This is a genomic window from Arthrobacter sp. V1I9 (assembly GCF_030817075.1).
Classification (GTDB): Bacteria; Actinomycetota; Actinomycetes; order Actinomycetales; family Micrococcaceae; genus Arthrobacter.
The window spans coordinates 1,435,461-1,448,491 of record NZ_JAUSYU010000001.1; the positions used below are offsets into that span (position 1 = coordinate 1,435,461).

The following is a 13,031-nucleotide window of genomic DNA, read 5'->3' on the forward strand; positions in this document are numbered from 1 at the left end:
CTATCCAAGACTGCGAACCCAGTGAGTGAACCACCGACCGTCCGCGTCCCGCGCCTGGACCTGACGCTGCCGTCCGCGCCGGTGCGGGAGATCCTCGAGCGTGCCTTTGCTGAAGATGCCCCCGCAGGTGACATCACCTCCGGGTTGCTGATCCCGGCCGAAGCCCGGGCCACCGCGGTGCTTAACGCACGCGTGCCGGGCGTCCTCAGCGGTGCCACGGTGTTCCGGGATGCCATGCTGCTGGTGGATCCTGACACCGACGTTGAGCTGCTGCTGGCGGACGGGGAGAAGTTCGACGCCGGGACGCATCTCGCACGGGTCAGCGGACGTGCCAGGTCGGTCCTGCTGGCAGAACGCGTTGCCCTCAACCTGGTGCAGCGGATGTCCGCCATCGCCACAAAGACTGCAGGGTTTGTGCGGCTGGCCGAAGGTACCTCCGCCCGGATCACCGATACCCGTAAGACCACGCCCGGGCTGCGGATTCTGGAGCGGTTCGCCGTGCGGTGCGGCGGCGGCGCGAACCACCGGTTCAGCCTCTCCGACGCCGTGCTGGCCAAGGACAACCACCTCGCCGTCATGACGGGCGGCGACCCCGCGCGGCTCACCGGGCTTCTCGCCGCCGCCAAAGCACAGCTGGGCCACACCACCCACTTCGAGGTGGAGGTGGACCGCCTGGACCAGATCGGGCCGGTCCTTGCGGCTGGCGTGGACACCATCATGCTGGACAACTTCACGGTCGAGGAGTTGAGGGCCGGCGTGGCTCTGGTGGCCGGGCGGGCACGGGTGGAGGCCAGCGGAAATGTGAACCTCGGGACGGTGGCTGGAATCGCAGCCACGGGAGTCGACGTCATTTCCGTGGGCGCTCTCACCCACACGGTGGCGGCCCTGGACCTCGGGCTCGACGTTGAACTGACCGTCAGGTGACTCCCCATGATCTTCCTTGACGCAGCAGCCACCACCCCCGTCCGCCGTGAGGTGCTCGATGCCATGTGGCCTTACCTCACCGGTGAGTTCGGCAACCCGTCGAGTCACCACACCCTGGGCGAAGCTGCCGCTGATGCGCTCGCGGGCGCCCGGCGGTCAGTCGCAGCCGTCCTGGGTTGCCGGCCCGGAGAAGTGACCTTCACTGCCGGCGGAACGGAAGCGGACAACCTCGCCGTCAAGGGAATCGCCCTGGCCCGGCAGGCAGCAGATCCGCAGCTGGACCGGGTGGTGATCAGCGCCGTCGAGCATCCCGCGGTGGAGGAGTCGGCCCGGTACCTGGAGCGCTTCCACGGTTTCGCGGTTGATGTGGTTCCTGTTGACGGGACGGGGCGCGTACGGCCGGATGCGTTCCGGGCCGTGCTTCGGCCGGAAACCGCCCTGGCCAGCATCATGTACGCCAACAACGAGGTGGGAACGGTGCAGCCCATCGCCGAACTTGCCGGCCTGGCGCGGGGACTGGGCATCCCGTTCCACACCGATGCCGTCCAGGCGGCCGGCTGGCTGCCGGTGGACACCGGGGCTCTGGGTGTTGATGCGATGAGCATTTCGGGGCATAAACTTGGGGCGCCCAAAGGCAGCGGAGTGTTGTTCGTCCGCGGCCGCACCAGGGTGGAGCCGCTGATTCATGGTGGCGGGCAGGAACGCGGCCGGAGATCAGGAACAGAGAACGTGGCGGGAGCCGTGGGCCTTGCCACCGCGCTCACCCTGGCCCAAGCCGGCCAGCTGGAGGAACGACGGCGGGTCGCAGCCATGCGGGACACCTTTATCAACGCTGTACTTGCCGGTGTTCCGGGGGCCATCCTCACCGGGCATCCCGTTGAGCGGCTGCCCTCCGTGGCGTCCTTCTGCTTCCCCGGAACCAGCGGCGAATCGGTTCTGCTTGAATTGGAACGCCAGGGCGTTGTGTGCTCCAGCGGTTCAGCCTGCGCGGCGGGTTCCGATGTGCCGTCGCCCGTGCTCACCTCAATGGGAATTTCCCCGGAAGTGGCCCATACTGCTGTGCGGTTCAGTTTTGATGCATTGGTGACCCAAGCGGACCTGGAAGCGGCTGCTGCGGCGGTGCTTGACGGCGTCGGACGGGTCAGGGGCCTGGGCGCCCAGCGCCTCGCTCGGGGCTGAGCAGTCCCGTCAGTAGAGCTCGCCCACCGGGATCTCCACGGCCAACCGGTTGGACGGCCCCGGCAGCGGGCAGGCCCAGGCCTCGTTGTAGGCGCACGACGGGTTGTAGGCAAAGTTGAAGTCCAGGACAAACGTGGCGTCCGGACCGGTGCCTTGGACGCCGTGGAACGCGCCCTTGATGGTGTCGAGCAGATATCGGCCAGCCCCGTAGCTGCCGCCGGGCTGGCCGGCGGTGGCGTCCCGGAACGGCACAAAAATGCCGCCGCCGTACCCCTGCAGCTTCCACACCGCGAGCTGGCCTACTTCCGGAAGGTCAAAGGTGCCCAGCCGGACGAAGCGGACGGCACCGTCGGTACCCGTTTCTACGCTGATTTGCCTGCCCGCGCCCTGCTGGGTCAGCGGAACATGGAACCGGTAGATGGGGTCATAGTCCGCCGTTTTGAGCCCCGAAAAGTGGGCCTTGTCTGCCGCAGTCAATGCCGAGGCCGGGTGCGTGACGAACATCAGGTCGCGCTGATGGCGCCAGTAGGAATGCGCTTCCGCCGGGTTTTCGAGCGAAAGCTTGCGGACGTTGTGATACAGGGCAAACGTCCGCAACCGCCAGTCAGCGATGTCGACGGCGGAAATGTCCGTCCGGTCTTCTTCGGCTGCGCCCCGATGTTCTTCCATAGCCCCCAGCCTAGTCCCCGGGACCCGCAGAACACGCCCAGCGTTGACACGCGCCGGTGCCTGCCGTTTGGTGGGAGGAAACGCCTTCCCGGTCATCGCTGGCTCCCTGCCGTCCCACTAGGCTGGCTGCATGAGAGGCAAGGCGACACCGACCGTCCTGTCCGGCGTGCTGCTGGTGGCAGGCACCCTCCTTGCAGGCTGCTCCGCGGGAGAGCCCCGGGGGCCAGGCTGGACAGCGCAGCCGGATCCGTCAGCCGCGGGAACCACCGCTCCTGCATCAGCGGGCGCCATGGCATCAGCGACGGCGACGGCGGACGGCGGCGCGACGCCCACCGCCGGGCCGGAGGCTGTTGCCACGGCGGCGGCGTGGAAGACTTTCTCGGATCCCGGCAGGACCGTCAGCTTCGAGCTTCCCGAGGACTGGATCGCGCAGTCCGTCACGCCGGACGAAGGCAGCCTGCCCGGCGCGCTGAAAATCGAAGTGAAAAAGCCGGATGGGACTTTCCTCGCAGCGCTGCGGACAGGACTGCCGCCGTCGTCCGCCACATGCGCTGGCGCCTCGAAGCGGCCCTATACGGTCATCAGCAGCCTTCCCGTCGAACTGTCCGCCGCCGGCGGGGAAGGAACGATACCGCCGAGGGTGGTTTTCCGGGTGGTGCAGGGGTACCGCTACTTTGGCTCCTACGGCCTCACCAACGTGGTGGGCGGCGGCGACGGGCGGGCGTGCGAGCTGCGCAACATCGTCCGTGGCCCGGCGGGGAAGGGCGATTATTCCTTTGGCGATGTGGTCGCCGTGAAGGCCTTCGCCCGGGATGAAAAGGTGGCTCCCGCGAAGGCGTTCGACACCCTGGACCAGGCAACCCGCTATGCCACGGAAGGCACTGAATTCGCCAACGTCCAGCGGATGCTAATGTCTCTGGAGATCAACAACTAGTCCCGTTCCCGGCCCCCACCCTGCGCCGGTCAGAGTGGCGACTTTTCTTCCACCGCCGACACCCCCGGAGAGCCATGGAACGCAGTGTTTCCGCACGACTGGTCTTCAAGACCGTAGCCAACACCAAGGTGGCCATGGCCATCGCTGTAGCCCGGAACAGCGGCTACTCCTCCTTCGAGGAGTCCCTGGCCGTGACAGCCGGGGGAGTGCAGGTACCCCTGATCGAGGTGTCGGACCACCACGGAGGCAGGTTCCACTACATGGAGTTCGCCGAGCCGGCAGAGGTCACGGTGGAATACTCCGCGACGGTGGGCGGGAAAGGGGAACCCGAGGAAGCGGAGCTCGCCGACCGGATCCGCTACGTCCGGCCCAGCCGCTACGCAGAATCCGACCGGCTCCTGCCCACGGCCTACGCGGAGTTCGAGGGCGTCCAGGGTGGCGGTTTGCTGCACGCTGTCCGGAACTGGGTGAACGGGGAGCTGCGCTACCTCAGCGGCTCCTCCCGGGGCACCGACGGTGCGGTGGAAACCCTCCTCAGCCGCCGTGGGGTGTGCCGGGACTTTGCGCACCTGGCCATCGCGCTGCTGAGGTCCAAGGATATTCCGGCCCGGCTGGCCGCAGTTTATGCCCCGGGGCTGAGCCCGATGGATTTCCACGCCGTAGCGGAGGCCTACGTGGAAGGAGCCTGGCACGTCATCGATCCCACGGGCCTTGCCCCGCGGGAATCGATGCTGCGCATCACGGCGGGCCGCGACTCAGCTGACACGGCCTTCCTCTCCACCGTGGGCGGAAGCCTCATCCTCAACCAGCTGCAGGTCACCGCCGTTGTGAACGGCACCCTGCCCGTGGAGGACCCTGCCCGGCTGTTGGCACTGGGCTAGGCGGCTCGGCCGGCGCCGGGAAGCTCCGGCGCCGGCCTCTGCAGGCTTTTCCTAGCGGACCGGGCGTGGCCCCAGCGAGCTTCGAAGCTTCTCGGTGAGCCTTCGCAGCTCCTTCTGCTCGGCCGGAGTCAGGGCCGGACCGATCAGGGTGGAGATGTCGCGGACATGCTCGCGCCCGATCTCCTTCTGCAGTTCCCGGCCGGTATCCGTCAGCTGCAGGAGCACGCCGCGGCCGTCCTCCGGAGCGGGCATCCTGGCCACGAGCCCGCGTTTTTCCAGCCGCTCCACCAGCCGGCTGAGGCTGGACTGGCTCAGCAGGACGTTGTCGTTGAGCTCGTTGAGCCGCAGCCACCCGGTGGGACAGCGGGAGAGCGTAAACAGGACGTCATACTCGTTCACCGCGAGCTTCCGGAAGGCCGGGCCGGACTGCAGCTTGCGCATCACAGCCACTCTGGGCCCGGAACAGCGACTCCCAGGTTTCCGCTGCCAGTCGGACCGGTGACTCGGTCGTCTTGCCTGCCATCACGCCTCCGCAGCGGACTTTTCGTTGTCCTGGGCTGCCAGCAGCGCAGCCACCCGGCCGGCGTGGGTGGGCGGCTCAGGAACGTGGGCCGGCTTACGGGCCGCGTATTCCTTGCGCAGGACGGGGAGGACTTCTTCACCGAACAGGTCCAGCTGCTCAAGCACCGTTTTCAGCGGCAGGCCCGCGTGGTCGATCAGGAACAGCTGCCGCTGGTAGTCGCCGAAGTACTCCCGGAACGTCAGCGTCTTCTCGATGACTTCCTGCGGGCTGCCGACGGTCAGCGGCGTCTGCGAGGTGAAATCCTCAAGGGACGGCCCGTGCCCGTATACCGGAGCGTTGTCGAAGTAGGGGCGGAACTCCTTGACGGCGTCCTGGGAGTTCTTCCGCATAAAGAACTGGCCGCCCAGGCCCACGATCGCCTGGTCCGCCTTGCCGTGGCCGTAGTGCTCGTAGCGCTCACGGTAAAGGCTGATCAGCTGCTGGTAGTGCTCCTTCGGCCAGAAGATGTTGTTGGCGAAGAAGCCGTCACCGAAGTAGGCGGCCACTTCGGCGATCTGCGGGGTGCGGATGGAACCGTGCCACACGAAGGGGGCGACGCCGTCGAGCGGACGGGGCGTGGACGTGAAGTTCTGCAGCGGCGTGCGGAATTTTCCGGACCAGTTCACGGTGTCCTCGTCCCACAGCTTGCGCAGCAGGCTGTAGTTCTCGATCGCGAGCTCCACGCCGTCCTGGATGTTCTTGCCAAACCATGGGTAGACCGGAGCCGTATTGCCGCGGCCGAGGACCAGGTCCACCCGGCCGTCGGCCAGGTGCTGGAGCATCGCAAAGTCTTCGGCAATCTTCACCGGATCATTGGTGGTGATCAGGGTGGTGGCGGTGGACAGCGTGATGCGTTCGGTCTGCGCGGCGATGTAGGCGAGGGTGGTGGGTGGGAGAGGACGAGAAGAAGGGCCGGTTGTGGTGCTCGCCCAGGGCATAGACATCCATGCCGATTTCCTCGACCTTTTTGGCGATGGCCACCGAGGCCTTGATTCGCTCATTCTCGGTGGGGATCCGGCCCGTGGTGGGGTCCGGAGTGATGTCGCTGACGCTGAAAACACCGATCTGCATGATGTGCCTTTCCGTTGCTTGGACTTACTGGCCTGGATTCCAGTATAGGCCAATTTAGATGCATTTGCATCTATCGCCGGGTACAACGCCGCCGGCGGGAAAATATTCCGCTTTGTTTACTCGGGGCTTCCGGGGGCGGCACGGCGGCCGCTGACTTTGGGAACCATGCCGGTGGTCCAGTCCCGGAACTCGTCGTCCACGTCCGCGCCGGCGCCGAACTCCGGGCGTTCCTGCAGTTCCCGGAGCAGCGCCTTCCTTTCGCGGCGGCCCTCCACCAGGCGGTACAGCACAGGCACCAGTACCAGGGTCAGGGCGGTGGACGAAATGAGCCCGCCGATTACCACCACGGCCAGCGGCTGCGAGATGAAGCCGCCGCCGCCGGTGAGGCCCAGCGCCATAGGGGTCAGGGCAAAGACGGTGGCCAGGGCGGTCATCAGGATGGGACGGAGCCGCTGGCGTGCGCCATGCGTGATCGCATCTGCCACGCTCATTCCCGGCCGCCCGTCCCGCTGCTGCCGGTACTGGTTGATGAGGTCGATCAGCACAATGGCGTTGGTAACCACGATTCCCACCAGCATGAGCATGCCGATCAGCGACGGCAGTCCCAGCGGAACACCGGTCACCAGGAGCAGGACCACGGCGCCGGTGGCCGCGAACGGCACCGAAACCAGCAGGATCAGCGGCTGGATGAGGGACTTGAAGGTGGCCACCATGATCACGTAAACGATGGCGATGGCAGCCAGCAGCGCGAGGCCGAGCTGCTGGAATGACTCCTGCTGCTGGGTGGTGGCACCGCCGAGTTCGGCGGTGACTCCGGCCGGGCAGCTGCACCTCTTCAAGGCGTTTTTGGACCTCGGCGTTGACCGCGCCGAGGTTGGATTCCGACGGCGTCACGGACACACGTGCGGTGCGCTGGCCGTTGCTGGCGGTAATGGATACCGGCACGTCCACCTGTTCCACCGAGGCGATGCTGCCCAGCGTCACCGGGTTGCCGGCGGCGGGAAGGGGGATTCTGCGGACGGCGTCAATGCTGGTGAATTTGGTGCCCTGACCGATCTGGACCGGGAAATCGTCGGTGTCGATCCGGACGGTTCCGGCGGGGATGGGGCTGATGGTCGAAGCGAGGACCCCGGCCACCTGTTCTTCGTCGAGCCCGGCGGCCACAGCTTTCGCCCTGTCCACCTTCACCTGAACCACCGGTTGGCTGGCCGCAAGGTTAGTGGCCACTTCACTGGTGCCGGGAACGCCGGTCATGGCCTCCACCATGGTGTCGCTTGCCGCCTGCAGGTCGGCCGTGGTGGCGGCCTTGATGGTGATGTCCACCGTGGACGAGGTGCCGAAGCCGCCCTGCTGGGTGCCCACGGAAACCTTCCCGGAATCGGGCACCTTTGCCAGTTCGTTCCGCACCGTCTCCTGCAGCTGTTCCTGGTCCGCCTTTTCGTCGGTCACCACGGTGAACGTGGAGTTGGACGAGCCGGTGGAGGTGAGCGCGGCAAAGCCGGCCTGGGCATTGCCGGACGTCAGCTGGACGTCACGGACGCCGTCGATTCCGCGCAGGACCTCCTCGAGGCGGATGGCCGTGGCGCTCGTGTCCGCGAGGCTGGTGCCGGCGGGGAGCACCTGCCGGACCGTCAGGCTGTTCTGGCCGGAATTGCCCAGCAGGTTGGTGGCCAGCAGCGGCGTCATGGCGGCGGTGGCGCCCAGGACCAGCGCGGCAGCCACCAAGGTGATGACCGGATGTTTCTGGGTTTTGGAGAGGACGGGCAGGTATCCGCGCTGCAGCCTGCTGCGCTGTTCCGCTTCCAGGGCCTGGGCCCGTGCCTCGGCTGCGTTCTGGCGGGCGGCGTCGCTGCCTGGCGTGGTACCGGGATTGCGCAGGAACCAGTACGCAAGTACGGGAACAATGGTGAGCGAGACCAGCAGGGAGGCCAGCAGGGCCATGGTGACAGTGAGGGCGAAGGGCCTGAACAGCTCGCCGGCCAGTTCGCCCACGAAGGCGATGGGGAGGAAGACCGCCACGGTGGTGAGGGTGGACGCCGTGATGGCGCCGGCCACTTCCCTGATGGCTGTCAGGATGGCGGTGACTTTTTCTTCCCCATAGCTGAGGTGCCGTTTGATGTTTTCGATGACCACGATCGAGTCGTCAACCACCCGGCCGATGGCAATCGTGAGGGCGCCGAGGGTAAGGATGTTCAGCGAGTATCCGGTGGCTGACAGGCCGATGAAGGTGATCAGGAGCGAGAGCGGGATCGACACGGCCGTCACCAGCGTTGAGCGGGCAGACATCAGGAAGACCAGGATGACCGCAACGGCGAAGCCGAGCCCCAGCAGGCCCTCGGTGGTGAGGTCCTTAATGGATTTTTCGATGAAGGGGGCCTGGTCGAACACCGGTGTGAACTTAGCGTTCGATCCCAGTTCGGCCTCAAGCTCGTCCAGTGTGTCCCGCACGGCATGCGAGATGCCCACAGTGTCGCCTTCGGGCTTTTTGGTAACGGAGACGGCGAGCGTTTCTTCGCCGTTGGTCCGTGTGATGGAGGTGCGTTCGTCGTCCTTGAGGGACACGTCCGCCACGGTGCCGACGGTGGCGGCGTCCTTTGCCCCGGCGAGGGGGAGCGCCTTGATGGCATCCAGCGAATCCACCGGGCTGCCGATCTGCAGGGACAGCGTTTTGCCCTGCTCCTCAAGGGTCCCCGCCGGAACCAGGGTGCCGTTGTTGCCCAGCGCGTCGCGGATAGAGGCGATGGTCGCTCCGGCGGAGGCCATGGCTTCGGGGCGGGGAAGGATTTCGATGTGCTGGGTGGCGCCGCCGGTCACGTCCGCGCCCCGGACGCCGTCGATCTTCTGCAGCCGTGGGACGCTCAGCCGCTGGAGGTCGGCGTTCAGCTCGCTGAGCGATTTGTCGGAGGACACCGCCAGGAACACGATGGGGAAGTCGTTGATGCTGCCGGCAAAGGCCTGCGGCTGTACGTCCTCGGGCAGGGAACGCTTGGCGTTGGAGATGGCCCGGTCAATCTGGTTCCGGGCCCGGTCCAGGTTGGACCCGTACGTGAAGACCATGGTGATCTGCGAGACGCCGTTGCGCGACGTGGAGGAGGTGGATTCCAGCCCCTCCACGCCGTTCAGTGCAGTCTCCAGCGGCCCGCTGACCTGCTTGTCCACCACCTCCGGGGAGGCGCCCGGCATTGCAGTCAGCACCGTGATCTGGGGGAACTCGATCGACGGGATGAGCTCCTGCTTCAGCGACGACATGGTGATCACGCCGAAGACGGAAGCGAATACGGTGATCAGTGCGATCAGCGCCCGGTTTGCAAGTGAGAGTTGTGCCAGCCGGAACATCTGATCGGTCTCCTGTGGGGTTTTAGCGAAACTGTTGTGTGCCGGAAGCCGGCCACTCACCCCGTGCAGGGGTCAATGGCCGGCGGAAACGCTCTCCAGCTGGAGGGACCTGGCCGTTGCCCTTTCGAGCTCCACGGCAAGTTCCGGGTTGTCATCGAGCTTGATGCCGTAACCGGGCATCATTTCCTTCAGCTTGGACTGCCAGCCCTTGAAGTTCTTCGGGAAAGCCTTCCGCAGCAGTTCGATCATGATGGGCACCGCGGTGGAGGCGCCAGGGGAAGCACCGAGGAGTGCGCCGATGGAGCCGTCACGGCCGGCGATCACTTCAGTACCGAACTGAAGGACGCCGCCCTTTTGCGGGTCTTTCTTGATGATCTGTACACGCTGGCCGGCGGTGATCAGTTCCCAGTCGCCCGCTTTGGCCTCCGGGTAGTACTCGCGCAGGGCTTCCACCTTGTCGGCGTGCTTCTTCGCCACTTCCTTCACCAGGTATGCCGTGAGGTCCATGTTGTCCTTGGCAACGGCGAGCATGGGGATGATGTTGCCGGGCCGGATGGACAGCGGCAGGTCCAGGTAGGAGCCGCTCTTGAGGAAGTTGGTGGAGAATCCGGCGTAGGGACCGAAGAGCAGGGAACGCTTGCCGTTGACGTACCGGGTGTCCAGGTGCGGCACGGACATGGGGGGAGCTCCCACGGACGCCTGTCCGTAAACCTTGGCACTGTGCTGCGCCGCCAGGGTTTCGTCGGTGCAGCGGAAGAACTGGCCGGAGACGGGGAACCCGCCGTAGCCCTTGCTTTCCGGAATCCCGGAAGCCTGGAGCAGGTGAAGCGCGCCGCCGCCGGCGCCCACGAAGACGAACTTGGCGTGGATTTTGCTGTGTTCCCCGGACTTGGGGTACTTCAGCGAAAGGTTCCAGCCGCCGTCGGACGCCCTGGAGATGCCCGTGACGTCGTGGCCGTAGTTGATTTCGACGCCGTTGTTCCCGAGGTAGGTGGTCAGCTCGCGGGTCAGCGCCCCGAAGTCCACATCCGTACCCTCGGCAGCGCGGGTGGCCGCGATCCGCTCCTTGGGGTCACGCCCCTTGACGATCAGCGGAGCCCACTTGCCGATCTGGCCGTGGTCCTCGGAGTATTCCATGCTGCGGAACAGGGCGTGCGGCTTAAGCGCCTCGTAGCGGGTCTTGAGGAACTTGGTGTTCGCCTCGCCGATCACAAAGCTCATGTGCGGCACGGTGTTGATGAAGCCCTTGGGCGAGCCGATCAGGGACTGGTCCACCAGGTGGGACCAGAATTGGCGGGAAAGCTGGAACTGCTCGTTAATGAGCAGTGCCTTGGTGGGGTCCACCGAGCCGTCTTTGGCTGCGGGGGAGTAGTTGAGTTCGCAGAGGGCGGCGTGGCCGGTTCCTGCGTTGTTCCATGGGCCCGAGCTTTCCAGCCCCGGCTCGTCCAGCCGCTCGAACATGGAAATGGTCCAGTTCGGCTCCACGCTGCTTGATGAATGCCCCCAGCGTGGCGCTCATGATGCCACCGCCAATCAGGACGACGTCGGCATGAGGGGTCTTGGAAATGAAAGTCACGATCAGTCTCCGATTGCAGCGGCTCTGGCTGTCACAGAATATCCCCGGGCAGCCCTACTACTGAAATTGGACTGGCCCGTCAAGGCTTCAGTTGCACTTTAGTGAAAACTTCATTTAAGACAGGCGACGCCGGATAACTCACCACACGGTCCGAGAGGGCCAGCGCGGAGATCGGGAAGGCAATGGGCACCGCGGGAACGGATGCTGCGATTTGGGCATTAATGGTGTGATATTGCTCATCGCGTTCCTCCCCCTCCGGCAGCCCGCGCGCGCGGCTGATCTTCGAAAAGACCTGCGGATCCTGGTAGCCGAACTCGCCGTTCTTTTCCCCGAAGAGGGGTCCAACAAAGTTGTCGGCGTCGGAGTAGGAGCCGTTCCAGCCCAGCAGGTGGAGTGCATGGTCGCCCGGTGACTGGACCTTCTGGAGGTAGCCATCGGACCAGTCAACGGGCACGGGCTGGATGTTGAACCCTGCCGCCGTGAGCTGCCGGCTGATTTCGGCGTAGACCTTTTCAGGTGTGGGAAGGTACGGCCGGGTGACATTCAACGGGTAGTAGAACCTCAGCGCTTCGCCGGCGTATCCGGCCTCCTTGAGGTACTCCTTGGCCTTTGCCGGATCATGGCCCAGGGCAGGGGCGTCATTGTTGAACCCGCTGATCTTGGGCGGAACAAACTGCGTGGCCGCAGCGGTGTTATCGATGAAGAACTTGCGGATCAACGTTTCTTTGTCAATCGCCAACTCGATGGCCTGGCGGACTTTTTGGTTCTGCAGGACCGGGATTTCCTGGTTGATCCCTAAGTACATCACCGAGAACGGATCGCGCTGCACGATCTGCTTGCCGCGCTTGACGAGTTGGTCGAAGTTCCCAACCGTCACGGCGTCGTAGCCATCGATTTTGCCGTCCAGCAGTGCCTGGAGGCGCGCCTGGGGATGGTTGTAGGCCACGAAGTTGATGGTGGCAATTTGCCCCCGGTCCCCCCAGTAGGACGGATTGCTGACCAGCGTGACGCTTCCTTCATCCCAGGACTTCAGGCTGAACGGACCTGTTCCCACCGGGTGGGCGCCGTACGCCGACAAGGCCTGGCCACCGCGGGTCCGGTCCAGCACATCCGCCTTGCCTGCTGCCAGTGCCGCGGGAGAGGCGATGGCGAAGGCAGGCAGGGTCAGAGCCTGTAGGAATGCTGTGAAGCGCTGCGTGAGGTCGATCTGCACGGTGTCGGCGGTCGGCGCGGTGCAGCTCTTGAAGATGGACAGGGCCGCCTCGTCCGAGTGCGCCTTGAACACGCCCTTGAACGAGCTGCCCGGGGCCTTCCGGCGCAGTTCTGCGGAGAAGGCAAACCACCGGTTGAAGTTTGCGCACACTGCGTCCGCGTTGAACGGCGTTCCGTCCTGGAAGGTGACGCCGCTGCGCAGCTTAAACGTGTAGGTACGGCCCTCGTTGGATTCGCTCCACTCGGTGGCCAGCAGCGGGGTGGGTTGACCGGTGGTCTGGTCCACGCCCACCAGCCCCTCCAGGATCTGCCGGGTGATGCGCTGGGACTCAACGTCGCTCGACAGCGCCGGGTCCAGGCCCAGCGGCTGCACTGCGGTGCCGAAGTTGAAGGTCGCCGTGGGCTCGGCGGAGGCGCTCGGAGTTGGCGTGGTGGACGACGGCGAAGGGGCAGGAACACCCGTGCAGGAGGTGACGCTCATCGCCAGGAGGACGGCTCCGGTCGTGATGACCGTCCGCCGCGATGGACTGCTGGGCACTCGTTTATCACCTCTGGATTTTGCCGGCGCCGCCGACTGCGGGCCGGGACCCAGTCTAGTTGACCCCGTACTCCCGTTCCCGTCAGGGCCGCCCGCAGAAACGGCCATGAACGCGGGCGGGCCTGGTCCTGTGGGACCGGGCCCGCCCC

At 65.6% G+C, this 13,031-nt stretch carries 6 protein-coding genes and 4 pseudogenes; 4 read left to right on the forward strand and 6 right to left on the reverse strand.

All coding sequences use genetic code 11. The features are described 5' to 3' along the window. Window positions 1-21 precede the first annotated feature (21 nt). Both nadC and QFZ70_RS06760 read left to right on the forward strand, forming a co-directional pair. Complete coding sequence (nadC, locus tag QFZ70_RS06755) at window positions 22-924, forward strand: carboxylating nicotinate-nucleotide diphosphorylase (protein ID WP_373461550.1); 903 nt, start codon at window positions 22-24, stop codon at window positions 922-924. A 6-nt stretch (window positions 925-930) separates the two neighbouring features. Then, a complete protein-coding gene (locus QFZ70_RS06760; RefSeq protein ID WP_307094648.1) occupies window positions 931-2,103 on the forward strand; it encodes a cysteine desulfurase family protein in 1,173 nt (390 codons plus the stop codon). A gap of 9 nt (window positions 2,104-2,112) precedes the next feature. Here the strand turns inward: QFZ70_RS06760 and QFZ70_RS06765 are convergent, their stop codons facing one another. Beyond that, window positions 2,113-2,772, reverse strand: a complete 660-nt coding sequence (locus QFZ70_RS06765; RefSeq protein WP_307094649.1) for a DUF1684 domain-containing protein — start codon at window positions 2,770-2,772, stop codon at window positions 2,113-2,115. A gap of 130 nt (window positions 2,773-2,902) precedes the next feature. On the opposite strand from QFZ70_RS06765, the gene QFZ70_RS06770 reads away from it, so the two are divergent. Beyond that, on the forward strand, window positions 2,903-3,706 hold the full coding sequence (locus tag QFZ70_RS06770) for a hypothetical protein (RefSeq protein WP_307094650.1): 804 nt from the start codon (window positions 2,903-2,905) through the stop codon (window positions 3,704-3,706). A gap of 74 nt (window positions 3,707-3,780) precedes the next feature. Continuing rightward, window positions 3,781-4,587, forward strand: coding sequence for a transglutaminase family protein (locus QFZ70_RS06775; RefSeq protein WP_307094651.1), 807 nt, complete (start codon window positions 3,781-3,783; stop codon window positions 4,585-4,587). A 51-nt stretch (window positions 4,588-4,638) separates the two neighbouring features. On the opposite strand, the pseudogene QFZ70_RS06780 reads toward QFZ70_RS06775, so the two are convergent. The 5 genes and pseudogenes from QFZ70_RS06780 to QFZ70_RS06800 all read right to left on the reverse strand — a co-directional run bounded on the left by QFZ70_RS06780 (window position 4,639) and on the right by QFZ70_RS06800 (window position 12,882). Beyond that, window positions 4,639-5,110, reverse strand: a pseudogene (locus QFZ70_RS06780) (MarR family winged helix-turn-helix transcriptional regulator). Next, window positions 5,110-6,220 (reverse strand): annotated as a pseudogene (locus QFZ70_RS06785) (LLM class flavin-dependent oxidoreductase). Before QFZ70_RS06785 ends, QFZ70_RS06780 begins: the two co-directional pseudogenes overlap by 1 nt. Window positions 6,221-6,336: 116 nt before the next feature. Then, window positions 6,337-9,556 (reverse strand): annotated as a pseudogene (locus QFZ70_RS06790) (efflux RND transporter permease subunit). Window positions 9,557-9,628: 72 nt separating this feature from the next. Further along, window positions 9,629-11,132: pseudogene (locus tag QFZ70_RS06795) on the reverse strand (malate:quinone oxidoreductase). Between the two features lie 79 nt (window positions 11,133-11,211). Next, window positions 11,212-12,882 (reverse strand): ABC transporter substrate-binding protein, encoded by a 1,671-nt coding sequence (locus tag QFZ70_RS06800; protein ID WP_373461551.1) that lies wholly within the window; start codon window positions 12,880-12,882, stop codon window positions 11,212-11,214. Between the last annotated feature and the right edge of the window lie 149 nt (window positions 12,883-13,031).